The sequence below is a fragment of the Bacillus sp. CH30_1T genome, assembly GCF_008364765.1.
GTDB lineage: Bacteria > Bacillota > Bacilli > Bacillales > Bacillaceae_B > Rossellomorea.
In genome coordinates, this window is the sequence record NZ_VTUY01000015.1 from 52537 (window position 1) to 75832 (window position 23296).

Consider the following 23296-nt stretch of genomic DNA (forward strand, 5'->3'; position numbering starts at 1 on the left):
GCGAATGTTTGAGAAAAAAATAAAAGATATATGCAACATGCTTAATGTAAAAAACGATCTTTCCAAGTTTGAGTCGGTTGTGGTGAAGGGTGTTTCCATCGATACGAGAAAGATTGAGGATGCTAATCTGTTTGTTCCTTTTAAAGGAGAAAACGTGGACGGTCATCAATTTGTTCGCAATGCAATTGAAAATGGTGCGTCTGCCGCTCTTTGGGATGTCAATGTCCCTAATCCACCTGAAGATATTCCCGTAATAGTGGTGGAAGATCCCCTGCTGGCCCTTCAGTCATTGGCGAATCAATATCGCCATGAGCTTGATTTAAAGGTAGTCGGAATTACAGGCAGTAATGGAAAAACAACAACGAAAGATATTGTGGCAAACCTTTTGTCATTGAAATATCGAGTTCATAAAACACAAGGGAACTATAACAACCACATTGGTCTTCCTTTAACGATCCTTTCTCTGCCCCAGGACTCAGAAGTGGCTGTACTTGAAATGGGAATGAGTGGATTCGGAGAGATTGAACTTCTATCAGAGATTTCTCAGCCCGACGCTGCCATCATCACCAACATTGGAGAATCACATCTTCAGGATCTGGGATCGCGGGAAGGGATCGCCAAAGCCAAATTGGAGATTGTGAAGGGCCTGAAGTCTGATGGGTTATTTGCATACTACGGAGATGAACCGTTGCTACAGGATGGCGTTCAGGAACTCAACCTGAAGCATGTGGAGACTTTCGGAAGAAGCGAATCCAACACTATCTATCCAACAAAAATCAGTATGGATAATAAAGGGAGTTATTTTGAGACTTCTTTCGCTGAAGGAGAAACATTCTTTCTTCCCGTATTAGGGATTCATAATATCCACAACGCTCTAGCCGGGATTCTCATCGCTCGTAAATTTGGTCTCAGTGTCGATGACATGAAAGAAGGCTTACAGTCGTTAAAGCTGACCCAGATGAGAATGGAAATGGTGGAAGGAAAGAAAGGCGAGAGCCTCATTAACGATGCTTATAATGCCAGCCCTACTTCCATGAAAGCTGCGATTCAGCTTGTATCAGAGCTTGAGGGGTTCCATACAAAAATCCTGGTGCTTGGTGATATGCTGGAGCTTGGAGACCAGGAAGAAGAATTTCATCAGGAAATTGGACAATTGATCAATCCGGAAAAAATTCAGCATGTGTTTACATTTGGTCCTTTAGGTGACTTTATAGGTAAGGGTGCACTTGAGAATTTCTCTCCTGATCGTGTTCACTCTTATACAGATAAAGGCAGCCTGGCAAAAAAACTGTCCTCCTTCATTACAGGGGAAGAGCTGGTTTTATTCAAGGCATCGAGGGGAATGAAGCTTGAAGAAGTCATCGATGGATTAAAGGCATAAATTTCTACTGACGTCCAAGTTTAAACCTTAATAGAAATGAACAAAATGAGCTTGTAGATGATGGGAGTTTGGCTCGCTCCCTACCTTTTGAAAAGTAAGAGGGGATAACATGATCGGTTGTTTACTAATCCATGGATTCACTGGGAGCCCTTTTGAAGTAGAGCCTCTGGCAGATTTCCTTCAAGAGAGAACCAACTGGGATATCGTTGTGCCGACTCTGCCTGGTCATGGTGAAACCCTTGAACTGAAAGGGGTCAAACATATTGAATGGATCGAGCATGCTGAGGTAGAACTTCAAGATCTTATAGAGAAATGCGATGAGGTTTACGTAATAGGCTTCTCCATGGGCGGTTTGATCGCTTCGTATCTTTCAGTGAAATATGAAGTCAATAAGCTCGTGCTTTTAAGCGCGGCAGCTTATTATATAAATGTGAAACAATTATTGAGAGATATTGGAAATATGATCAAAGAAGGAATGCAAGGAAATCTGATTGAAAACGAGCTGTACAAACGGTACAAATGGAAGGTGACAAAAACCCCAGTTCTGTCCACGTACGAATTTAGAAAAGTCGTTCGTATTGCTCGCCCACTCTTGAAAAAGGTTAACGTTCCTACCTTTATTGCCCAAGGAGAGATTGATGGAATAGTCCCCCCTAAAGCTGCAAAATATATATATGAGACTATTTCTTCCCAAGAAAAAAACCTTTTTTATTCCCCTAAAGCAAAACACTTGATCTGTCATAGTGAAGATAAGCACGAACTTTTTGAAGAGATCTACCAATTCCTTCTAAATGAATAGATTGACTATTTGACATTAGATTGAAATTCAATTCTAGAAGTGGTAACATAGCTACAACATAGTTCTTAATTTGTTGGACGTGCTAGCTCTTCTATTTTGAAGAGTGTATTTTTTTGTACCAAACATAAAACTAAACATCTCATATAGACAGTTTTAGATTAGATACCGAAGTCTTTCGGTGGGTAAGATTTCGTTCCGACCTAAAAATATAATCAGATAATGATTAGTTATAAAAGATGTAAATTAAAGGAGAATGTAACATTGACTAAGTTTGCAGATTTAAACTTAAGCGCATCTACGTTGAAATCAATTAAACGTATGGGCTTTGAAGAAGCGACACCAATTCAGGCGAGTACGATTCCAGTCGGTTTAGAAGGTAAGGATATTATCGGTCAGGCACAAACTGGAACAGGTAAAACAACAGCATTTGGAATCCCGATGATCGAGAAGATCGATATGAAAAATCCAAACGTTCAAGCTCTTATCATTGCACCAACTCGTGAACTTGCCATCCAAGTTTCTGAAGAGTTATATCGTATCGGAGCTGACAAGCGTGCACGCGTGTTATCTGTCTACGGAGGACAGGACATCCAACGTCAAATTCGAGCGATGAAAAAGAACCCTCATATCATCGTTGGTACACCAGGTCGTCTTCTTGACCATATCAAACGTAAAACACTCAACCTTGAAAATGTTGAAACATTAGTACTTGACGAAGCAGACGAAATGCTGAACATGGGCTTCATCGAAGACATCGAAAGCATTCTTGAGACTGTTCCAAGCACAAGACAAACACTTCTATTCTCTGCAACAATGCCGGATCCGATCCGACGCATTGCTAATCGCTTTATGACAGAGCCGGAAGTAATCAAAGTGAAATCAAAAGAAGTAACGGTTTCGAACATTGAACAATACTTCACTAAAGTAAGCGAAAAAGAAAAATTCGATACTCTTTCCCGTTTAATCGACGTTCAATCACCGGAACTTGCGATTGTATTCGGTCGTACGAAACGCAGAGTAGACGAATTAGCCCGTGCTCTTAGCATTCGCGGCTACCTGGCAGAAGGTATTCACGGAGATCTTTCTCAAGCTCGTCGTATGACGGTTCTTAAGAAGTTCAAAGAGGGGCGCATCGATATCCTGATCGCTACAGACGTTGCCGCTCGTGGATTAGATATCTCCGGCGTAACGCATGTTTACAACTTTGATATTCCTCAAGATCCTGAAAGCTACGTTCACCGTATCGGACGTACAGGTCGTGCAGGTAAGAAGGGTATGTCCATCACTTTTGTAACACCAAGAGAAATGGGTTACCTGAAGATCGTTGAACAAACAACGAAGAAGAAAATGACGGCTCTTAAGCCACCTAGCTTAAACGAAGCCCTTGAAGGTCAACAACGCTTAGCTCTTGAAAAATTAGCTGAAGCGGCAAAAGAAAGTGATCTAAAAGATTACTATCCATTAGCAGAAGAATTCCTTGGAGGCCATGATTCTGTTCAAGCAGTTGCAGCAGCGATCCGTGTCCTGACGAAAGAGCCGGATACAACACCAGTTGAAATCACTGAAGAGCGTCCATTACCATCAAGAGGTGGTGGAAATCGTGGCGGCGGAAATCGCGGCGGTGGATACAAAGGTGGAGCACGCAGCGGTAAAGGCGGAAGCCGTGGTGGATCATCACGCAGCGGCGGTGGAAATCGCGGAGGCGGAAGCCGTGGCGGAGATCGCAACCGTACTGGCGGCGGCAGACCACAATCTTCAACCAAACGTAAATCTTATAACAATTCTTGATCAATAGATTTGAGGACACGATGACCTTTGGGTTGTCGTGTTTTTTTTGTTTTGGGTTTGATTACGTATAGGAATGGAGCAAGGACGATTAACCGGTTCCAATTTTTACAAAAATACAATTGTCATGTGAAGCGACGCAATAAACAAAATAATGACGCAATTAAGGTGAAAACGACGCAATTATTCAGACATCGACGCAATTAGTGATATTCTGTGTATTTTTGAAATTAAAAAGAAGGGTTTTTTAAGCCTGTGGCGAACTAAAGTAGGCAGAACCTTAAAGGAGAGTGATCAATTGATCTGTAAAGAACTCAAAATCCCAATCAATATTGGTAAAAGCCAAGCGTTATTATGGCGCCTGCCTCTCAATCATCAAAAGTTTCCCATTGTAGATAAGGATTTAAAGAAAAGAAAAGCAGGTTTCAACGGTGAAGCAACTGTCTACTACCACCTCAGTTTCTTGAACGACAAGAAATATAAAATTTTTTATGATGTAAGGCTTCCTCTATTCTCAAACTATTTCCAAATCGATTTCCTCATCCTCACCCCAGTCTATATTTTAGTTATCGAAGTAAAGAACATTTCAGGAATAGTTACCATTGATCCATTCATAAGACAGCTTACCCGGACTTATAAAGGAATTACAGAAGGATTCTCTGACCCGATCTCTCAGGTTCAAAGACAAAAATTATTACTGCAAAAATGGTTCAGTGTCCAAAAGCTGAAGCACCCTCCAATCAAACACCTCGTTGTATTCAGCAACCCATCAACCATCTTAAAATATACCGAACCCCCATCAGTGGACTCACCTTACAGAAATATTATTCATGCCCAAAATATAATTGATAATATCAAGGGTTTAAATAAGATATACGTAAAAGAGGACATGACTGATAAAGAAATGACCAAAATGAAGAAAACCATTTTAAAAAATCATGAAGAATCTGAGTTAGACTTTATGGAGAAATATTCTCTTACCCAAATCGATATTGTGACTGGAGTCCGTTGTGAAAACTGCTATCACATACCAATGATTAGAGTAAGTGGAGCGTGGTCTTGCGTTAAATGTGGTAGTTCATCTAAATATGCTCATCTAGAAGCGATTCGAGATTATTTCTTACTATTAAGTGATCACATAACCAATCGCGAACTGAGGAGATTTTTGCATCTGAACTCACGTAACACCACCTATAAAATATTGAAAACCCTTCAATTAGAAACAAAAGGAAGAACAAAGTCTGTCACCTATTCAAAACCAACGATATAAATCCCTCCATTCCGCACATACTAACCCCAAAAAGGAGTCCACCCCACATGACACTCGTAAAGTTAGGCTATGTTGCCATGAGCATGAACCTCCAGAATGCATCCCCTTCCCAAACCATGACCTATAAGCAGTTTTCTGGGATTAAGGATGGTGAGGCTGCTATTCTTAAGCTCGAACGAATCGCAAAATCAAATCTTGAAAACTGCCTGCGGCTTTTAAAGCATAATGTGCTTAATGAGATTCATTTCTTCCGGTTCAGTTCAAAGTTGATTCCTCTTGCGAATCATCCTGAATTGAAAGGATGGGATTTCATTTCCCCCTTGAAACCTGAACTCGATGCGATTAAAGAGTATTTAACGCTTCACCCTATGCGTGTGGATTTTCATCCCGATCATTTTGTACTGTTGAATTCAAGTGACGTGAATGTGTTGAAGAACACGTTTAAAGCACTTAAGATGCATGAGGCATTATTAAAAGGGATGGGAATCGATCCAACTCACCGCTGTGTTCTCCATGTTGGTGGAGCATATGAAGACAAAGAAAAGGCACTTGAGCAGTTCATACATAATTGGGGTCTGACTCCAGCTTCTCTTCAACAAATGATCATTCTTGAAAACGATGATACGGTGTTCAGTGCAGCGGATGCCCTTTATCTAAGTGAAAAGCTCGGGATTCCCCATGTATTTGATTACCATCATCATCTTGCTTATAACGAAAGGGATTGGTTGTTGGATTGGGAGAGGATCGTTGGAACTTGGAGCCAGTCATCTTTACCTGTGAAGATGCATATTTCAAGTCCTCGTTCTCAAGAGGATTACAAAGCCCATGCCGATTTCATCGACCCTAAGATGTTTCTTGATTTTCTTCAAGGGATAAAGGGATCGGTGGATGAAATTGATTGTATGATAGAAGCGAAAAAGAAGGATGACGCATTGTTCCGCTTAGTGGAGGAACTGCAAGGGATTGATGGGATTGAGTGGGTGGATAAAAGTTCGTTTAATCTAAAATAGGCAAATCTCCCAAAGCTTTCTCCTTAATCTGAAACCATCTCTGTTCCAAATCGTAAATATACTGTAAGATTTAGTAAAAGAGAGAAGTGAGGGGGATGGGTATGATTGGAGAGCCGCAAAAAAGAATTTCACCAAAGGCTTTAAAGGTGTGGAAGATATATGGTGTGTTTGAAACGTTAATCGTGGCAGCTGTAGCCGCAGGAACGATTACTCTAACTGTGATGTTTGAGTGGCCACAATGGATCATTGCAGCAACAGTTGCCGTGTTGATTCTATGTACATATTTGTTTATTTTCTTTATTCCAACAATCAAATGGAAGAGATGGCGCTATGAAGTGAGGGAGCAGGAGATTGAGCTTCAAAGAGGAATTTTTATTGTGAAGCGCACGTTGGTACCGATGGTGAGGGTTCAACATGTTGATACGGTTCAGGGCCCTATTTTAAAAAAGTATCGGTTGGCAACCATTACGATTTCGACTGCGGCCACAGTTCATGAGATTCCGGCATTAGATGTGGAGGAGGCAGATGAATTGAGAAACTCCATTTCACAACTAGCGAGGGTGGCGGAAGATGATGTCTGAGCACAAGAGGCTGCATCCTATTTCAGCTGTAGCGAATTTTGTAAAGCAGTTAAAAGACTTGATCGTTCCCTTTGTCTTTTTATTTGTATTGAATAACCGGGGAGAGAAGACAGGATTTTGGGATTATATGCCTGTTATTTCTATGGCGGCAGTTCTTGTGTTCGTTCTGGTCACAGGGATTGTAAAGTGGCTTCGGTTTACATATCGATTGGAAGAAGGGGAGCTGCGGATCGAGTACGGATTATTCGTTAAAAAGAAAAGGTATATTCCCATTGACCGGATACAGAGTTTGAATTTCTCTGAGGGCATTTTGCATCGGCCATTTGGACTGGTTAAGGTCAAGGTCGAAACGGCTGGGTCTTCGAATCCGCGGGAATCAGAAGCGGAATTGACAGCTATTTTAAAAGAAGAAGCGATAGAGTTGGAGGAAATGATATATCGGGAGAAAAAAGGTCATAACGTATCCGAGGATCTTTCTGGCGAAACTACGGAGACTTTGAAAGATGAAGCTCCCTTTTTCAACCTCAGCTCGAAAGACATCTGGGTTCTTGCTACGACTTCAGGCGGGGTAGGGGTCATTATTTCCGGGGTGTTTGTTTTCTTATCCCAATTTAATGAGTTCATTCCGTACGAAGCTGTGTATGATGAGCTGGCTGTTTTTGTGAAAAGCGGCGTGTTTGTGGTTTCGGTGATGGCATTCTTGGGGTTGCTTGTTGCCTGGTTATTATCGATTGCCTGGACATTTATTATTTATGGTGATTTCAGGATTAAAATTGTGGATGATCACATTGTCATGACAAGAGGGCTTCTGGAAAAGAAGCAGGTGACGGTTCCTTTGAATCGTGTTCAAGGCATCCGGGTAGTGGAAAATCCAATCAGGCAGCTATTGGGGTATTGCACGGTCCACATTGAAAATGCAGGCGGATCTGTCTTAGAGAAAGACAGCACGAGTATAAAATTATTCCCGATTGTGAAAAAGAAGCGCATTCCGGGATTATTAAACGACTTATTTCCGGATTATGTCATTCACGATGATTTTAAAAGGCTTCCGGAACGTTCCTTAAGAAGGTATGTGTTCAGACAGGCAATCTGGGTGGTGGTACCGACCGCGGCTGTTTGTTTTATGTACTGGCCATATGGTCTTTGGGTCGGCTTGTTGATAATTCCTTTCGGGATTCTCGGATACTACCAATATCGTGCAGGTGGCTGGAAGATTGTTGATGGACAATTATCTTTACAGTATAGGGGCGTATTGAAAAATACGATGCATATAAAGAAAAGTCGCATTCAATCTTTGGACACCCATGAAAGTTGGTTTCAAACGAGTAAAGACTTGGGCAGTCTCAGAACAACGATAAAATCCGGAGAGACTGGTTATGCCAGTCCGATCCGGGATCTTGAAAAGAAGGACCTTCAAACCATTGCTTCTTGGTTTTCTCATAGTGTGTAAACGATAAAAAGTGACCCGCGATTCGTTAGCGGGTCACTTTTGATTCTTATTTTTTACCTGAAATCCACCCAATCACAAAGCCGCCGATTAATCCGAAGATATGGGCGCTTATGTTGATTCCTGATTGCATGAAGGTCATGACTACACCAATGACGACAATCGGTATGATGATTTGCCGGCTTTCTCTCGTGATGAAATGATTTTTTAAGACAATCATAGCGATGTAAAAGCCGAATAAACCAAAAATCGCTCCCGATGCTCCCACATGACTATACGTAAGGGGCTTGATAACATAAGTAATGATATTGGCAAACACGCCGCTTGCTAAATAAAGAAAGATAAACCTAGCTTTTCCCAGATGCTTTTCCAGGGGTGGGCCAAACAGGACAAGGGAAAACGAATTAAATAGCATATGAGCGAATCCCAAATGAACAAAGATAGGGGTGACGAGTCTCCACCATTCTCCCTCTTTGATAAATAAATTCACACCGGCCAGCTGCTCGTACACCCACAGTTGTGGAAAAATAGGAAGTGCACTGACAAGGTATAAGGCGATATGAATGAATACAATCAGGGAAATAATAGGATAGAACCGTAAAAATTGTGAAAAACTTTCAGTCCGGACAAACATATTGTATCCTCCTAAGTAGGTTGTTTCTTTTTATATCATCACTATTCATTTATAAAAAACGCAGTCAATACTATAGTATAAGAAAACGTCGAAAATAACGAGTGTAGTTCATTATACAAATATGCATGATAGGACAAGAGTAGAAGGGGAATAGCATATGATAAAAGGAATAGGATTGGACATCGTTGAAACAGGGCGCATTCAGAGGATGATTGAACGACAGCCGAAGTTCGTTAAGAGAATTTTAACAGCTAAGGAGGAGGATGCTTTCTATACATTAAACGAGCAGCGCAAGGTTGAGTTCGCAGCAGGACGATTTGCAGCCAAAGAAGCTTTTGCCAAGGCGAATGGAACGGGCATCGGAACAGCGCTCTCCTTTCAGGATATTGAAATCAGTAAGGACCCGAATGGAAAGCCTTATTTTTCAAAGCCGGAGGGGGAGAAGGCCCATCTATCCATCACCCATAGCCGGGAATTTGCGGCTGCTCAGGTGATCATCGAGAAGTAAAATTATTTAGAAGCTTGTCATCATCACTAGCATAATCCTTCAGGTTGTCTCATATATTCAGTAGTGCAATAAGAGAGACAAGGCCAGGTGTTTAACAATCGCGGTTCTTTGGCGAATTGCAATTGGACTAAGGATCGGGGAATTCTATAAGAATCGTCCATTCTTAGATGGCTGGCTTTCCCCTCTCTCAATTACGTTTATCCTGGGACAAAAGGGGTTGAAAAAATGAAGAAAAAGCTAGTGATACTAGTGATGGCCATGTTAGCGGTGCTTATGCTGGCTGCTTGTGGAGAGCAATCGAAAGAAGATGTAACCAAGGATCTTAAGGCTAAAGTAGAGGATATGAAGGGGTACAAAGCAGATGCAAAAATGACCCTGCAGGTGGGCGACGAGCCTCAAACCTATGATGTGGAAGTGTGGCATAATGACCCTAATTATTATCGAGTGGCATTAAAGAACGCTGCGAAAGATCAGAGTCAAATGATCTTACGTAATGATGAGGGAGTATTCGTCCTTACGCCGGCACTGAACAAAAGCTTCCGATTCCAAAGCAACTGGCCTGAAAATAGCAGTCAGGCGTACTTGTATGAATCGCTTGTTCAAGATGTGCTAGAGGATAAAGAGGCTACTTTCAAAGAAACAAAAGATCACTATATCTTTAACACGAAGACACGTTATCAAAACAGTCAGATGCTTCCGACTCAAGAGATTGCCTTTAACAAGAAAGACCTGACTCCGGCATCCGTAAATGTATTGGATTCAGATAAAAATCCACTTGTAAAAGTAGAGTTCTCCAAGATGGATATGAAAGCTGCATTTGATAAAAAAGACTTCGACATGAAGAAAAACATGACGGGTGCCCAGCTGGAAGTACCGGTTACGGCAAATGTAGAGGACGCAGAATTCACTGTTCTTTACCCAATGTCAGAAATCACCGGTACCGAATTAATTGAAGAAAAAGAAGTCACCACCGATACGGGTAAACGCGTAATCTTAACGTATGATGGTGAAAAGTCCTTCACAATCGTACAAGAAAAAACAACTGTGGTTCCAACGATGACGGTTTCTACTTCTCTTAAAGGTGAATTAGTGGACCTTGGATTCACAGTAGCGGCCATGACAGAGCAATCAATCAGATGGACCAATAACGGAGTGGATTATATGCTTGCCTCCAATGACCTGACTCCTTCTGAGATGGTGATGGTAGCTCAATCCGTACAAGGTTCAATGGTTAAATAAAATAACTGAACGAGGCGGACCTATCAGGTTTGCCTCTTTTCTTGGTGTGCTGAGGGAGAGGTGCTGGAAGAGGAATAAAGGTATTATCTACCCAACGCAAGCAAAAAAATTCAATATCGTTCTGAATCCAAAGGTCTTCCTGGAGCGTCCTCAAAAACACTCCGTCCACCACTTACTACCTAAAAACAACCTTCCCGCCCCCTCTCTAAAAAATCCATTTGACACAATGAATGATAATATGAATAATCAATGGTATTCTTGAATAGAATGACAATGTTTTGTGTAAAGATATGAGGAAGTGAACAGAGTGGAAACCCAGCAATTTTTTCGTGATACATGGGCAGAAATCAACCTAGATCATTTATATGAAAACGTAAAGAATATTAGAGACCATATTCCTGGAGATGTGAAAGTGTTTGCGGTTGTGAAAGCGAATGCTTATGGGCATGGGGATGTGCAAACCGCTTTTACGGCTCTTTCCGCCGGGGCCCACGGCTTAGCTGTTGCATTCTTAGACGAAGCGATTTCCTTAAGAAGAGCAGGCGTAACCGCTCCTATTCTTGTATTAGGAGCTACGAGACCGAAAGATGTGAAGATTGCTGCCGATTTGGATATTTCGTTAACGACATTTCACCAAGAGTGGCTTGTGGAAGCCGAAAATCAGCTGTCAGAAGGAGATCGATTAAACCTTCATATCAAGTGTGATACCGGGATGGGGCGGATAGGCGTTCGTTCCACTGAGGAATTAAAGGGTATCGAAAAGTATGTTCAAGCTCATTCCCAATTTAAGCTTGAAGGGATCTTTACCCATTTTGCCACGGCTGATGAGTTGAACGATGACTATCTTGACCGGCAGTTAGCTCGATTTGAATACATGCTAAATCAATTGGAGTCATTACCAGCGTATATCCATTCTTCAAATAGTGCCGCTACATTAAGGAAAACCAACACCCTCTTTAACGCAGTGCGGGTGGGAATTGCCATGTACGGACTGACTCCATCTCAAGAGATGAAGCCCGAGCTGCCTTTTCCTTTAAAAGAAGTGTTTTCTCTTCATTCAAGACTTATTCATACAAAAGAACTTTCAGCTGGAGAGAAAGTGAGCTATGGGGCTACTTATGAAACGGGTGAGTCAGAATGGATTGGGACCATTCCTATCGGATACGCTGATGGGTGGCTGCGTAAATTACAGGGTCAGGACGTCATTGTAAACGGCAAAAGAGTTCCAATTGTTGGAAGGATCTGTATGGATCAATGTATGATTCGGTTGCCTGGATTTCTTGATATAGGTACCCGTGTAACGTTAATAGGCAAACAGGATGAAGATGCGATTACAATGGATGAAATCGCTGATAAGCTTGATACCATTAACTATGAGATCCCTTGTACGATCTCCACGAGAGTGCCGCGTATCTATATGCGAAACGGGCAGACGACGGAAGTATCGAATAAACTCTTATCGACAGGTATTCACAGCCAACAGGAAAATAACCGCCAACTTGATGAATAATTAGTATTTTATATGGTGGATAATAGAAGAGATTGATAAATTAACTTTTCATTCCCCTTAATTGATGGTATGATAAATATGTTAATGAACAGAAACGGTATGTAGTGATTGGTGGAGGTGTAGTTTGTGTCTGAATCCAGCGCAACAACAGAAATCTTAATTCGTCTACCGCAACAGCTCGTTACAGAATTAGACGGCTTTGCAGATCAAGAAAATGTGAATCGCAATGAGTTTATTTATCGTGCAACCAAAATGTATTTAAGAGAGCGTAAGAAAAGACAATTACGTGAATCTATGAGACGCGGCTATATGGAAATGGCTAAGATTAATCTCGCAATTGCTTCAGAGGCGATTCAAGCAGAATATGAGGCAGAACATACAGTCGAACGCTTAGTAAGCGGGGGTTAATCCTTTGATTGTAAAGCGTGGTGACGTATATTTTGCAGACCTTTCTCCTGTTGTAGGATCAGAACAAGGCGGAGTTCGGCCGGTACTTGTTATTCAAAATGATATAGGGAACAGGTTTAGTCCCACAATTATTGTAGCTGCCATTACCGCTCAAATTCAAAAAGCGAAACTGCCTACTCATGTTGAAATTGATGCAAAACGTTATGGCTTTGAACGTGATTCCGTTATCTTGCTTGAACAGATTCGAACGATTGATAAACAACGTCTTACCGATAAGATTACGCACTTGGATGATGAGATGATGGAAAAAGTGGATGACGCCCTGCAAATCAGCGTGGGTTTAATCCAATTCTAACCATGAGCTTTTCATCGTGTTGATAACTTTATCATGTTATACAATAGGAACAATATAACTTCAAACCAGAAGGCTTGCTGATAAACAATATGTTTGATCATTAAGCCTTTTTGTTTTGTCATTTTTTATTTTTAGAAGGGAAGTCTAGTCCCAATTAAACCCTAAAGAAGAATATGGATAATGGAAATATAGTCAATTTTATGACAAAACACCGTAAACAATTTATAATGGGAAAGCAGGAACTAAAAATACCCGAAAAGGCATAGTTTTTTTCTTTTTTTTGTTTATTTGTTACTATTAAAGTAATTACGTCATTTTTTAGTACACTGTTGTAAACTACTTTAAAATTAAGTTACATCATTCGGCATAAATACGAAGTGCAAATTACATATGATAGAATGGAGAGAACTAAATGTTTAGTGAAGTCACGGATTATATCCAGAATAATAAACCAGATATCACTAGTATTTGGATGGAACGAATGAGGAACGAAGCGGATGAGAAGTTTCTTCAAGTTGTTTCAGATCAAGTTTTTACTAAGACAAGCCATGAGTTTGTAGAAATGATTGCTTCTAACTTAAGGGATTCCAACGAGTTTAATAGCCGGTTGGGAGATTTCGCCGAAAAGGTTGTCAGGTTAGGATGGCCATTGACTTTTGTGACTTCGGCTCTAAGTACTTTTGGTAAAGTGGTTTACGAAGGTATGATGAAAGAAGGTATTATTACAGACCAAAACTATGCGGCACAAGTTGAGAAGTTCGATAAATGGTTAACTCCGATGAACAATAAAGTAATCAGTGCTTATACAGAATCATGGGAAAGAACCGTTTCGCTTCAAAAAATAGCGTTGCAGGAATTGTCTGCACCACTGATACCTGTTTTTGAAAAAATTTCTGTGATGCCGCTTGTGGGAACGATTGATACAGAACGAGCGCGATTAATTATGGAAAATCTATTAAACGGTGTAGTGAAGCATAGAGCGGAAGTGGTGTTAATCGATATCACCGGGGTACCTGTAGTCGATACGATGGTAGCTCATCATATCATCCAGGCAGCTGAAGCTGTTCGATTAGTAGGGGCGAAGTGCATGTTGGTAGGGATCCGACCTGAAATCGCGCAAACGATTGTAAACTTAGGAATTGATTTAAATCAGTTCAGTACAAATAGCACGTTACGAAAAGGAATTGAAAAGGCTCTTGAAATGACAAATCGAAAAATAGTTTCGGCGGAGGGATTAGAGTGAGAATACCAATTTTAAAGCTGCATGATTGTTTGCTGATTTCCATTCAGTGGGAGCTTGATGATCAAACAGCCCTTCAATTTCAAGAAGATCTTCTGCATAAGATCCATGAAACGAGTGCCAGAGGAGTAGTAATCGACATAACTTCCATTGATTTTATAGATTCATTCATTGCTAAGGTGCTTGGGGATGTCATTAACATGTCAAGGTTAATGGGGGCGAAGGTAGTCATCACCGGCATCCAGCCTGCTGTAGCGATAACGTTGATTGAGCTTGGAATCAGGTTAGAGGACGTTCTGACCGCTCTGGATCTGGAAAAAGGTCTGGAGAAATTACAATTGGAACTGGGGGACTAGGTATGGATAGTCAATCCTGCGTGAAGATCACGAATGAATGGGACATCGTTGCTGCCCGCCAGTTAGGGAGGAATGTAGCGAAAGAGCTCGGATTCGGTACCGTTGACCAAGCTCGTATCACTACGGCTATCAGCGAATTAGCAAGGAACATCTATTTATATGCTGGCTATGGTCAGATTTGCATTGAAAAATTATTCGATGCCGGGAAAAAGGGTGTGCGAATTATCGCATTGGATGAAGGACCCGGAATTACAGATATAAGAAAAGTAATGGAAGATGGATATTCTACATCAGGCGGATTAGGAGCAGGTTTGCCTGGAGTAAAGCGTTTAATGGACGAGTTCAACGTTGAGTCTGTGCCAGGTGAAGGAACAGACATTAGGGCGACTAAGTGGCTCCGCTAGGGGGAGTTATATGAATTTCAGAGATTTAATGGACTCTAAATATAGAGAAATTATTGAGCATTACCTAAATGAACAAGATGAAAAAGCTCTTTATTTAGGACAGAAATTTAGTCGTAAATCAATTGAGCATCATGTTTCACCAGAGGAGATCATAAGTCTCCATAAGAGTGTAATATTGGAAATGGAGCCCAATATACCACATCAAGTAATGCACTCTTTCGATATTTTACTTGAAGTCATGATAGGCTACGGTTTTGCTTATCGGGAGCATCAAAGTCTACGTACAAAACAACAAGAATTAAATAACGAAATAGATGTAGCATCCAATATGCAACAAACCCTGCTAGGGACCGTCATTCCTTCAGTAGAAGGCTTGGAAATTGGAGCTGTAAGTGTACCTGCCAAAAAGATGAATGGAGATTACTATCACTTTGTTCAGGATGAGAATGATAGCGTCAGTGTTGCCATTGCTGATGTAATAGGTAAGGGTATACCTGCAGCTCTTTGTATGTCCATGATCAAGTATGCGATGGATAGTTTACCTGAGTACCGGAATGAACCTAATGCTGTTTTGGAAAGCTTAAACAGAGTAGTGGAACAAAATGTGGATGCAAGTATGTTCATAACCATGTTTTACGGTGTATACAATTCGGAGGAACATCTATTTTCATACTCATCAGCTGGGCATGAACCTGGCTTTTTTTATAGAGCTTCAACCAATGAATTTGAAGATCTTGATGCAAAAGGTCTTCTATTAGGTGTAGATAAAAAGGCGAAGTACCGTCAATACGAAAGACGGGTTGAGACAGGGGACATGATCATCCTTCTCTCTGATGGAGTAACAGAGTGTCGTTCAGAAGAGGGCTTCATTGAAAGGGAAGATTTGGTGCAATTAATAAGCGAGTACAATCACCTTCCTCCTCAAGAGATTGTCAATCATGTGTACAAACAACTCGAGAAGATGCAGCACTTTGAGCTTAGAGACGATTTCACACTAATCATCATAAAAAGAAATTCATAAATAAAGTTTATTCTTGTCATCTATAGGGTAAATGTATAGAGACTTATTATAAATGTTGCCAAAAAGGTGGTCTTTTTATGAACTTATCAATAGATATGAAAGAAAAAGAGAACGAGCTACTCGTTAAAGTAGCCGGTGAAATCGATGCATATACAGCTCCGAAGCTTAAAGAAACGCTTCAACCCTCTGCTGAAGCTGATAATAAAGATATAACGGTGGATCTTTCAGACGTATCGTATATGGATAGTACTGGATTAGGTGTATTTGTTGGTCTTTTCAAAACGGTTAAAGCTCGAGGTGGGCAATTATATCTAATCGGTTTATCCGATCGTCTGCAGAGACTGTTTGATATTACAGGTTTAGGGGATATTATGAATATTAATTCCAAGGTAGAAGGTGGCGTGGAATGATGAAAGCTTTTGATTACATCGAGATGAAGATCCCCGCAAAGCCGGAATATGTCGGGGTCATTCGTTTGACGCTTTCAGGAATTGCAAGTCGTATGGGATTTGACTACGATGCAATTGAGGACTTGAAGATTGCAACTAGTGAAGCTATCACAAATGCGGTTCAGCATGCGTATAAAGACAACGATGGAGAAGTGGTTGTTGGATTCGCGTTATATGAGGATCGTCTTGAGGTTATGGTAGCGGATCACGGTGAAAGTTTTGATTTCAAAGAAATTCGCAGTGCTGTTGGTCCTTATCATGCCGATCATTCAGTGGAGTTCTTAAGAGAAGGTGGGTTAGGCCTTTACCTTATTGAGAGCTTGATGGATGATGTAAAAGTGCATCACAAGGAGGGAGTGACAGTCTTTATGACTAAATTCCTATCAGGGGAGCAGGTGGAGAAGGATGAAAAAACTATCTCAACCTAACCAGCAGGCCCAAAAAGAAAAAGTACTACAATGGATCAAAGACTATCAGGAAAGACAAGATGACGATGCACAAAGTCAATTGATCCTACATTACCAAAATCTTGTTGAGTCCATTGCGAGAAAATATTCAAAGGGAAGATCTTTCCATGAAGACATTATCCAAGTAGGGATGATTGGATTGCTTGGTGCAATCAGAAGGTACGATGAATCTTTTGGTAGATCATTCGAGGCCTTTGCGATTCCGACAATCATTGGAGAGATAAAAAGGTTCCTGCGAGATAAAACGTGGAGCGTACATGTTCCACGAAGAATAAAAGAGCTTGGTCCGAAAATAAAATCTACGGTTGAAGAGTTAACAAACAGATTAGAACGTTCTCCTCAAGTCCAAGAAATTGCTGAATATCTGGAAGTTAGTGAAGAGGAAGTTCTGGAAGCAATGGAAATGGGTAGAAGTTATCAAGCGTTATCGGTGGATCACTCGATTGAAGCGGATTCAGAGGGAAGCACAGTTACAATATTGGATATTGTGGGAGATCAGGATGAGGGCTATGAAAAAGTCAATCAGCGACTCGTTCTTGAGAAAGTGCTTCATGTTCTTTCCGACAGAGAAAAGGCTATTATACAACACACCTATTTAGAAAATTTAAGCCAAAAGGAAGCTGGCGAGAAGCTCGGTATTTCCCAAATGCATGTTTCGCGTTTACAAAGAAGAGCGATTAAAAAGCTTAGGGAAGCCATTCAGGAAGAGATGCACGATTCGGAGAGTCATTATTAATGGCTTATCTTCAACAAAATGAAATAGAGCTTTATGCAGGGCAAGTATCGAAAAACGGAAATCCTTATTGTGGGGACAGTTATTTCTATACCTCTACAAGCGATTACTTTATCTGTGTTTTGGCCGATGGTTTAGGTAGCGGTAAGTTTGCTTATGAATCGTCTCATGTTGTCGTCGATATAGTTGAAGAGCATCACCACGAGGATGTTGAAACCCTCATGAGCCTTTGTAACGAAGCTCTTCAGAAAAAACGTGGCGCTGCAGTAGCGATCATTAAAGCGTATTACCATTCCAAAGAGTTTGTGTATAGCTGTGTAGGAAATATACGTTTTTATATGTATGCACCTGAAGGAAAGATGACTTATCCATTACCGGTTACCGGGTATTTATCCGGAAGGCCGCAAACATATAAGACACAACGTTTTCATTACGATTCCAACTCAAGATTCCTTATTCACTCAGATGGACTGAGTATATCTGGAGTAAAGAATATCCTTCAAAGGTATCCAACGCTTCATGGCGCTTTAGGTGATATTCAATCTCTAGTCGACGGTACATCAGATGATACAACATATATTATTGGAAACTTACTCTAACAGTCTTAGGGTAAGTTTTTTTTGGCTCTTTTACAAAAACAGTTGGATTATAACTAATTCTGTAAATCATGTGTATAACTAATAACGATTTTTGAAAATCGTAATAATGTAAATTTTCTTCTTTGAAATTAGTGTGGATATTTATGGTGATGTAGTAGGCGAAGAGTGGATTGTAGCGGAAGGCACTTAACCAAGCCCGAGGAGGATCGACTTCCTCACCCGCGGAAAGGAAGTGCATGGAGCGGAAAGGAACGTTCACAGTGAGAATTGCTGTGGCAAAGCTTTCGTTTCAATACAACAGATATATGCTTCCTTTAAGTTAAGCCAACTTTTCAATCCTCAAAGACAGTTATGGTAAAATAAACAAGAATCCTATCAATGGAGGTAATACAATTGGCAGCAACATTAACAAATCAAGAACCATTACTTAACAAAGTATCCAAAGAATTGAACCTATCAATAAAAAATGTGAAAAACGTCATCTCACTACTGGAGGAAGGAAATACAGTTCCTTTCATCGCGCGTTATCGGAAAGAACAGACTGGAGCACTAGACGAAGTTCAGATCCGTAATATTATGGATAAATGGAATTACTTGCAAAATTTAGAGCAGAGAAAAGAAGAAGTTATTCGATTAATCGAAGAACAAGGGAAGCTGACTGAAGAGTTAACCCAGGCCATTAAAAAGGCGGATAAGCTGCAAACGGTAGAAGATTTGTACCGACCATATAAGCAAAAACGAAGAACAAAAGCGACCGTAGCGAAAGAAAAAGGACTGGAACCCCTGGCAGAATGGATTCTAAGCTTCCCCGCATCAGGAGATCTTGCAGAAAAGGCTTCTCACTACGTGTCTGAAGATAAGGAAGTAATGACAACCGATGAAGCTTTAAATGGAGCAAAAGACATTATTGCAGAGTACATTTCCGATGAAGCTTCATACCGAGAATACATAAGAAGTTATACATTCCGAAAAGGGTTAATTGAATCAAAGGTGAAAAAGGAAGAGGAAGACGAGAAAAAAATTTTCGAAATGTACTACTCATATCAAGAACCGATCCACAAAGTAGTTCCTCACCGGATTTTAGCAATGAACCGAGGGGAAAAGGAAGATGTATTAAAGGTGAATATACAGCCTGATTCAGAAGGTATTCTGCACTATTTACAAAGACAGGTCATTAAAAATATTCACTCCATTTCCGTTCCTCTTGTAAAAGAAGCAGTGGAGGATAGCTATAAAAGACTGATCCAACCATCGGTAGAAAGAGAAATTCGTAATGAATTAACAGAGAAAGCAGAGGATCAAGCCATTCATATATTCTCTGAAAACTTGAGAAAGTTATTGCTTCAGCCGCCGATGAAAGGAAAAATGGTCTTGGGTGTCGACCCTGCTTTCCGAACAGGCTGCAAATTAGCAGTCATTGATGAAACAGGTAAAACTCTTGATATTAATGTGATTTATCCACATTCATCCCAATCTCAACTCTCAAAGGCGGAAGATGCGATCAAAGCGATAATGACAAAATATTCGATTGAGGTTGTCGCTATTGGAAATGGCACGGCATCCAGGGAAACAGAGCAATTTGTTGTGAATGTGTTAAAAGATATGGATCAACCGATCTTCTATTTAATTGTCAACGAAGCTGGAGCAAGTGTATATTCAGCATCAGATGTGGCGAGAGAAGAGTTCCCGGACCTCCAGGTTGAAGAAAGAAGTGCCGTCTCCATCGCAAGAAGATTGCAGGATCCGTTAGCTGAATTAGTGAAAATCGATCCTAAATCTGTTGGAGTTGGGCAATACCAGCATGATGTTTCACAAAAGAAGCTAAATGAATCACTAACCTTTGTGGTAGAAACGGCTGTAAACCAAGTGGGTGTAAATGTGAATACTGCCTCCTCATCACTATTGCAATATGTAGCGGGGCTATCAAAAACAGTGGCTACTAATATTGTGAAAAAGAGAGAGGAAGAGGGCAAATTTGTTTCCAGGGCCCAATTAAAGAAAATTCCAAGACTTGGCGCAAAAACATACGAACAATGTATTGGCTTCCTAAGAATAATGGATGGGAAAGAGATTCTCGATCGAACATCTATTCATCCGGACAATTATAACGATGTGAAGAAACTTCTTGTGAAGGTTGGGTTGAGTGTAAATGACATCGGGTCAGAAGAATTGAAACAGTCTTTGAACCAATTGAATTTAGAAAAGGTTTCTGAGGAGTTGGAAATAGGGAGATTAACTCTGAAAGATATTGTAGATTCGTTAATTAGACCTGGGCGTGATCCACGGGATGAATTTCCTAAACCTCTTCTTAAGAAGGATGTCTTGAAACTTGAAGATTTAACACAAGGTATGGAGTTGCAAGGGACAGTAAGAAATGTAGTGGATTTCGGTGCGTTTATTGATGTAGGGGTGAAACAGGATGGACTTGTCCATATTTCAAAGCTGAAAAATGGTTTCGTTAAGCATCCATTAGATGTGGTGTCTGTTGGGGATGTTGTGACCGTTTGGGTTGATAGCGTGGATGTTCAAAAAGGCAGAGTCGCATTGACGATGATTCAATAATCATGTAAGAGCTGACTGCAGGGTAGTGAATGCTATCTCAGGTCAGCTCTTTTTGCCATTTAGGATGGGGTAGGATAGATGTCCATACTTAAGAGCTGTTCTTCTTACGGTAAAAATACCAGCATTGATTAAGGAGTTTGATTTGATATCGATCCTTCTCAAAATAGGCTCTCCTCAATTGATTCACAAGCCAGTTAGGCATGGGGTAACCTCCTTATCTCTAAGAAAGTGCCAGCTGAATCCATGTGATGACATTCCTCGGAGTATTATGTCATGCTGAAACAGTAAGGGTGATATCTAGTTTATGCTATAATAGGTTGTCATGTTCTAATTAAGAAAGAAGGATTCCATATGACGGACGCTGAGCTGCAATTTCTTGTTGAAAAAATTTCTATTCAATCTTTTCATAAGCCTTTTCTTCATAAGGCATATTTCAACCCAAGGCTAAGAACCACTGGGGGAAGGTATATGTTAGGTAGTCATAATATCGATATTAATCGTAAATATTTTGACGAGCATGGTATGGATGAATTAATAGGAATCATTAAACATGAGTTGTGTCATTATCATTTGCATATTGAAGGTAAAGGATATAAGCATGGAGATGAAGATTTTAAGAGACTTCTAAATGAAGTTGGGGGTCCAAGACATTGTTCAATATTAACGAGTGTGAATAATAGAAAAAGGTATTTGATTTATGTGTGCTCGAAGTGCGGGTTGGAGTTTAAAAGAAGAAGGAAGATCAATATAAGAAAATACGTATGTGGACTTTGTAAAGGCAAGCTTAAATTAGTGAAGGAAGTTATTATGAAGGAAGACAATTCCTGAGTGGTTAATCCTCTGATTATGATCAACTATTTCTGATGAAAAGTGTTTGAAAGTAGTTGACAATAAATAGATGAGTCATTATAATCTAAAGAGTCGATAAGACGAGTTAAGCGAAAAATTCTTTACGTTCCGCAGTAGCTCAGTGGTAGAGCTATCGGCTGTTAACCGATCGGTCGCAAGTTCGAATCTTGCCTGCGGAGCCATTTTTATGGGGAAGTACTCAAGTGGCTGAAGAGGCGCCCCTGCTAAGGGTGTAGGTCGGGCAACTGGCGCGAGGGTTCAAATCCCTCCTTCTCCGCCATTACTTTTAAACATGGCCCATTGGTCAAGCGGTTAAGACACCGCCCTTTCACGGCGGTAACACGGGTTCGAATCCCGTATGGGTCATTTTTTTATTATTTGTAACTTGTTTTGCTTACGCAAGGCAATGAAACCTATTTTGCTAGCACAAATAATGAAAGTTATTTTGACTATCGTCAAGGTAATGATAGTTATTTTCGCTGTCGCGAAAAAACTTTGGTCCGGTAGTTCAGTTGGTTAGAATGCCTGCCTGTCACGCAGGAGGTCGCGGGTTCGAGTCCCGTCCGGACCGCCAGATTATTTCATTTAAAAAGTTATTGACTTTAATGTTTTGGACATGTTATTATATAAACCTCGTCACTTTTTGACGGAACATTGGGCTATAGCCAAGCGGTAAGGCATCGCACTTTGACTGCGACATGCGTTGGTTCGAATCCAGCTAGCCCAGCCATTTAAGAGCCATTAGCTCAGTTGGTAGAGCATCTGACTTTTAATCAGAGGGTCGAAGGTTCGAGTCCTTCATGGCTCACCAAAGATTTTTGCAATAGCAAAATCATTTATGCGGGTGTGGCGGAATTGGCAGACGCACCAGACTTAGGATCTGGCGCCGCAAGGCGTGGGGGTTCAAGTCCCTTCACCCGCACTTTGAAATAACTATTAAAAAGTTATTGACATAACAGATTATCCTCGTTATAATATTGTTTGTCGCTTGAAACGCGGTCGTGGCGGAATGGCAGACGCGCTAGGTTGAGGGCCTAGTGGGGGCGACCCCGTGGAGGTTCAAGTCCTCTCGGCCGCACCAAAGATTTTAAAACATATTGCGCCCGTAGCTCAATTGGATAGAGCGTTTGACTACGGATCAAAAGGTTAGGGGTTCGACTCCTCTCGGGCGCGCCATCTTGTTTCTACAAGCGAGTGTTTCATACTCAATGTAATACATATGCTTTTCTAGCGGGAAGTAGCTCAGCTTGGTAGAGCACTTGGTTTGGGACCAAGGGGTCGCAGGTTCGAATCCTGTCTTCCCGACCATCACAATATTATATGCGGGTGTAGTTTAGTGGTAAAACCTCAGCCTTCCAAGCTGATGATGAGGGTTCGATTCCCTTCACCCGCTCCAATTTAAACCTTATTATTGAACCTTGAAAACTGAACAAAACAAGACAATACGTCAACGTTAATTCTAGATTTATTTTTAAAGAGCTATTCAAACTTTTATCGGAGAGTTTGATCCTGGCTCAGGACGAACGCTGGCGGCGTGCCTAATACATGCAAGTCGAGCGGATTGATGGGAGCTTGCTCCCATCAATCAGCGGCGGACGGGTGAGTAACACGTGGGTAACCTGCCTGTAAGACTGGGATAACTCCGGGAAACCGGGGCTAATACCGGATAACTCATTTCCTCGCATGAGG

Annotated in this window: 24 protein-coding genes, 11 tRNA genes and 1 rRNA gene; 34 read left to right on the forward strand and 2 right to left on the reverse strand. The window is 40.9% G+C overall.

The annotated features are described in order from the left end of the window. Positions 1-4 precede the first annotated feature (4 nt). From F0342_RS22110 to F0342_RS22140, 7 genes are all read left to right on the forward strand, one after another. Positions 5-1381, forward strand: coding sequence for a UDP-N-acetylmuramoyl-tripeptide--D-alanyl-D-alanine ligase (locus F0342_RS22110; protein ID WP_149157975.1), 1377 nt, complete (start codon positions 5-7; stop codon positions 1379-1381). Between the two features lie 109 nt (positions 1382-1490). Continuing rightward, positions 1491-2180, forward strand: coding sequence for an alpha/beta hydrolase (locus F0342_RS22115; RefSeq protein WP_149157976.1), 690 nt, complete (start codon positions 1491-1493; stop codon positions 2178-2180). A gap of 261 nt (positions 2181-2441) precedes the next feature. After that, positions 2442-3968, forward strand: coding sequence for a degradosome RNA helicase CshA (gene cshA / locus F0342_RS22120; RefSeq protein WP_188048665.1), 1527 nt, complete (start codon positions 2442-2444; stop codon positions 3966-3968). A gap of 295 nt (positions 3969-4263) precedes the next feature. Further along, a complete protein-coding gene (locus tag F0342_RS22125) occupies positions 4264-5235 on the forward strand; it encodes a nuclease-related domain-containing protein (RefSeq protein WP_188048666.1) in 972 nt (323 codons plus the stop codon). Between the two features lie 47 nt (positions 5236-5282). Continuing rightward, complete coding sequence (gene uvsE, locus F0342_RS22130) at positions 5283-6245, forward strand: UV DNA damage repair endonuclease UvsE (RefSeq protein WP_149157979.1); 963 nt, start codon at positions 5283-5285, stop codon at positions 6243-6245. Positions 6246-6346: 101 nt separating this feature from the next. After that, positions 6347-6826 (forward strand): PH domain-containing protein, encoded by a 480-nt coding sequence (locus F0342_RS22135; protein ID WP_149157980.1) that lies wholly within the window; start codon positions 6347-6349, stop codon positions 6824-6826. Further along, positions 6819-8276: a PH domain-containing protein gene (locus F0342_RS22140; RefSeq protein ID WP_149157981.1), complete on the forward strand. Its 1458-nt coding sequence runs from the start codon at positions 6819-6821 to the stop codon at positions 8274-8276. The genes F0342_RS22135 and F0342_RS22140 overlap by 8 nt, the downstream gene beginning before the upstream one ends. A 46-nt stretch (positions 8277-8322) precedes the next feature. On the opposite strand, the gene F0342_RS22145 is transcribed toward F0342_RS22140, so the two are convergent. After that, positions 8323-8907, reverse strand: a complete 585-nt coding sequence (locus tag F0342_RS22145; RefSeq protein ID WP_149157982.1) for a rhomboid family intramembrane serine protease — start codon at positions 8905-8907, stop codon at positions 8323-8325. Between the two features lie 157 nt (positions 8908-9064). Here F0342_RS22145 and acpS point away from each other — a divergent pair, with 157 nt between their 5' ends. The 14 genes from acpS (at position 9065) to F0342_RS22215 (ending at position 20758) form a co-directional block, all read left to right on the forward strand. Continuing rightward, on the forward strand, positions 9065-9415 hold the full coding sequence (gene acpS, locus F0342_RS22150) for a holo-ACP synthase (protein ID WP_149157983.1): 351 nt from the start codon (positions 9065-9067) through the stop codon (positions 9413-9415). A 225-nt stretch (positions 9416-9640) separates the two neighbouring features. Then, positions 9641-10654 carry a LolA family protein gene (locus F0342_RS22155; RefSeq protein ID WP_149157984.1) on the forward strand — a complete coding sequence of 338 codons (1014 nt, stop codon included), beginning with the start codon at positions 9641-9643 and terminating at the stop codon, positions 10652-10654. A gap of 307 nt (positions 10655-10961) precedes the next feature. After that, entirely contained in the window at positions 10962-12164 is a 1203-nt protein-coding gene (gene alr / locus F0342_RS22160; protein WP_149157985.1) for an alanine racemase, read from the forward strand. Positions 12165-12290: 126 nt separating this feature from the next. Beyond that, on the forward strand, positions 12291-12572 hold the full coding sequence (locus F0342_RS22165; protein ID WP_032085355.1) for a CopG family ribbon-helix-helix protein: 282 nt from the start codon (positions 12291-12293) through the stop codon (positions 12570-12572). A gap of 4 nt (positions 12573-12576) precedes the next feature. After that, complete coding sequence (ndoA, locus tag F0342_RS22170; RefSeq protein WP_034763063.1) at positions 12577-12927, forward strand: type II toxin-antitoxin system endoribonuclease NdoA; 351 nt, start codon at positions 12577-12579, stop codon at positions 12925-12927. A 412-nt stretch (positions 12928-13339) separates the two neighbouring features. Next, positions 13340-14170 (forward strand): RsbT co-antagonist protein RsbRA, encoded by an 831-nt coding sequence (locus F0342_RS22175; protein WP_149157986.1) that lies wholly within the window; start codon positions 13340-13342, stop codon positions 14168-14170. Further along, positions 14167-14523 carry an STAS domain-containing protein gene (locus tag F0342_RS22180; RefSeq protein WP_044340427.1) on the forward strand — a complete coding sequence of 119 codons (357 nt, stop codon included), beginning with the start codon at positions 14167-14169 and terminating at the stop codon, positions 14521-14523. Before F0342_RS22175 ends, F0342_RS22180 begins: the two co-directional genes overlap by 4 nt. A gap of 2 nt (positions 14524-14525) precedes the next feature. Further along, positions 14526-14927 carry an anti-sigma regulatory factor gene (locus F0342_RS22185; protein WP_149157987.1) on the forward strand — a complete coding sequence of 134 codons (402 nt, stop codon included), beginning with the start codon at positions 14526-14528 and terminating at the stop codon, positions 14925-14927. A 10-nt stretch (positions 14928-14937) separates the two neighbouring features. Then, positions 14938-15948, forward strand: coding sequence for a PP2C family protein-serine/threonine phosphatase (locus F0342_RS22190; protein ID WP_149157988.1), 1011 nt, complete (start codon positions 14938-14940; stop codon positions 15946-15948). Positions 15949-16025: 77 nt separating this feature from the next. Further along, positions 16026-16358 (forward strand): anti-sigma factor antagonist, encoded by a 333-nt coding sequence (locus F0342_RS22195; RefSeq protein WP_148996541.1) that lies wholly within the window; start codon positions 16026-16028, stop codon positions 16356-16358. After that, positions 16358-16825, forward strand: coding sequence for an anti-sigma B factor RsbW (gene rsbW, locus F0342_RS22200; protein WP_316252644.1), 468 nt, complete (start codon positions 16358-16360; stop codon positions 16823-16825). The genes F0342_RS22195 and rsbW overlap by 1 nt, the downstream gene beginning before the upstream one ends. Next, the gene (gene sigB / locus F0342_RS22205; protein WP_149157990.1) at positions 16803-17600 is read left to right on the forward strand and encodes an RNA polymerase sigma factor SigB; all 798 of its coding nucleotides are present in this window, start codon (positions 16803-16805) and stop codon (positions 17598-17600) included. Before rsbW ends, sigB begins: the two co-directional genes overlap by 23 nt. Beyond that, the gene (locus tag F0342_RS22210; protein WP_149157991.1) at positions 17600-18196 is read left to right on the forward strand and encodes a PP2C family serine/threonine-protein phosphatase; all 597 of its coding nucleotides are present in this window, start codon (positions 17600-17602) and stop codon (positions 18194-18196) included. Before sigB ends, F0342_RS22210 begins: the two co-directional genes overlap by 1 nt. Before the next feature lie 393 nt (positions 18197-18589). After that, positions 18590-20758, forward strand: coding sequence for a Tex family protein (locus F0342_RS22215; RefSeq protein ID WP_262481854.1), 2169 nt, complete (start codon positions 18590-18592; stop codon positions 20756-20758). 88 nt (positions 20759-20846) lie between these two features. On the opposite strand, the gene cmpA is transcribed toward F0342_RS22215, so the two are convergent. Further along, positions 20847-20960, reverse strand: coding sequence for a cortex morphogenetic protein CmpA (gene cmpA, locus F0342_RS22220; RefSeq protein ID WP_113970254.1), 114 nt, complete (start codon positions 20958-20960; stop codon positions 20847-20849). Positions 20961-21109: 149 nt separating this feature from the next. On the opposite strand from cmpA, the gene F0342_RS22225 reads away from it, so the two are divergent. The 13 genes from F0342_RS22225 to F0342_RS22285 all read left to right on the forward strand — a co-directional run. Further along, entirely contained in the window at positions 21110-21586 is a 477-nt protein-coding gene (locus tag F0342_RS22225) for a SprT family protein (RefSeq protein ID WP_149157993.1), read from the forward strand. A 128-nt stretch (positions 21587-21714) separates the two neighbouring features. Further along, a tRNA-Asn gene (locus F0342_RS22230) sits at positions 21715-21789 on the forward strand. A 7-nt stretch (positions 21790-21796) separates the two neighbouring features. Further along, positions 21797-21887: transfer RNA gene (locus tag F0342_RS22235), tRNA-Ser, on the forward strand. Positions 21888-21901: 14 nt separating this feature from the next. Next, a tRNA-Glu gene (locus tag F0342_RS22240) sits at positions 21902-21973 on the forward strand. A 131-nt stretch (positions 21974-22104) separates the two neighbouring features. Then, positions 22105-22181 (forward strand) — tRNA-Asp (locus tag F0342_RS22245). An 81-nt stretch (positions 22182-22262) separates the two neighbouring features. Continuing rightward, positions 22263-22337: transfer RNA gene (locus tag F0342_RS22250), tRNA-Gln, on the forward strand. Positions 22338-22342: 5 nt separating this feature from the next. Continuing rightward, positions 22343-22418 (forward strand) — tRNA-Lys (locus F0342_RS22255). A gap of 29 nt (positions 22419-22447) precedes the next feature. Then, a tRNA-Leu gene (locus F0342_RS22260) sits at positions 22448-22529 on the forward strand. Between the two features lie 73 nt (positions 22530-22602). After that, a tRNA-Leu gene (locus F0342_RS22265) sits at positions 22603-22688 on the forward strand. Between the two features lie 18 nt (positions 22689-22706). Next, positions 22707-22783 (forward strand) — tRNA-Arg (locus F0342_RS22270). Between the two features lie 55 nt (positions 22784-22838). Then, positions 22839-22915 (forward strand) — tRNA-Pro (locus F0342_RS22275). Between the two features lie 14 nt (positions 22916-22929). Continuing rightward, positions 22930-23003: transfer RNA gene (locus F0342_RS22280), tRNA-Gly, on the forward strand. A 95-nt stretch (positions 23004-23098) separates the two neighbouring features. Next, positions 23099-23296, forward strand: a 16S ribosomal RNA gene (locus F0342_RS22285); the annotation flags it as partial.

What these genes read in the sequence shown, in the direction of transcription:
- rsbW (WP_316252644.1), top strand. Translation starts at nt 16,358, where the DNA reads ATGAAAGCTTTTGATTACATCGAGATGAAGATCCCCGCAAAGCCGGAA.
- F0342_RS22175 (WP_149157986.1), top strand. Translation starts at nt 13,340, where the DNA reads ATGTTTAGTGAAGTCACGGATTATATCCAGAATAATAAACCAGATATC.
- F0342_RS22190 (WP_149157988.1), top strand. Translation starts at nt 14,938, where the DNA reads ATGAATTTCAGAGATTTAATGGACTCTAAATATAGAGAAATTATTGAG.
- F0342_RS22210 (WP_149157991.1), top strand. Translation starts at nt 17,600, where the DNA reads ATGGCTTATCTTCAACAAAATGAAATAGAGCTTTATGCAGGGCAAGTA.
- F0342_RS22115 (WP_149157976.1), top strand. Translation starts at nt 1,491, where the DNA reads ATGATCGGTTGTTTACTAATCCATGGATTCACTGGGAGCCCTTTTGAA.
- uvsE (WP_149157979.1), top strand. Translation starts at nt 5,283, where the DNA reads ATGACACTCGTAAAGTTAGGCTATGTTGCCATGAGCATGAACCTCCAG.
- F0342_RS22185 (WP_149157987.1), top strand. Translation starts at nt 14,526, where the DNA reads ATGGATAGTCAATCCTGCGTGAAGATCACGAATGAATGGGACATCGTT.
- F0342_RS22225 (WP_149157993.1), top strand. Translation starts at nt 21,110, where the DNA reads ATGACGGACGCTGAGCTGCAATTTCTTGTTGAAAAAATTTCTATTCAA.
- sigB (WP_149157990.1), top strand. Translation starts at nt 16,803, where the DNA reads ATGAAAAAACTATCTCAACCTAACCAGCAGGCCCAAAAAGAAAAAGTA.
- F0342_RS22110 (WP_149157975.1), top strand. Translation starts at nt 5, where the DNA reads ATGTTTGAGAAAAAAATAAAAGATATATGCAACATGCTTAATGTAAAA.
- acpS (WP_149157983.1), top strand. Translation starts at nt 9,065, where the DNA reads ATGATAAAAGGAATAGGATTGGACATCGTTGAAACAGGGCGCATTCAG.
- F0342_RS22145 (WP_149157982.1), bottom strand. Translation starts at nt 8,907, where the DNA reads ATGTTTGTCCGGACTGAAAGTTTTTCACAATTTTTACGGTTCTATCCT.
- F0342_RS22195 (WP_148996541.1), top strand. Translation starts at nt 16,026, where the DNA reads ATGAACTTATCAATAGATATGAAAGAAAAAGAGAACGAGCTACTCGTT.
- F0342_RS22140 (WP_149157981.1), top strand. Translation starts at nt 6,819, where the DNA reads ATGTCTGAGCACAAGAGGCTGCATCCTATTTCAGCTGTAGCGAATTTT.
- cmpA (WP_113970254.1), bottom strand. Translation starts at nt 20,960, where the DNA reads ATGCCTAACTGGCTTGTGAATCAATTGAGGAGAGCCTATTTTGAGAAG.
- F0342_RS22155 (WP_149157984.1), top strand. Translation starts at nt 9,641, where the DNA reads ATGAAGAAAAAGCTAGTGATACTAGTGATGGCCATGTTAGCGGTGCTT.
- F0342_RS22135 (WP_149157980.1), top strand. Translation starts at nt 6,347, where the DNA reads ATGATTGGAGAGCCGCAAAAAAGAATTTCACCAAAGGCTTTAAAGGTG.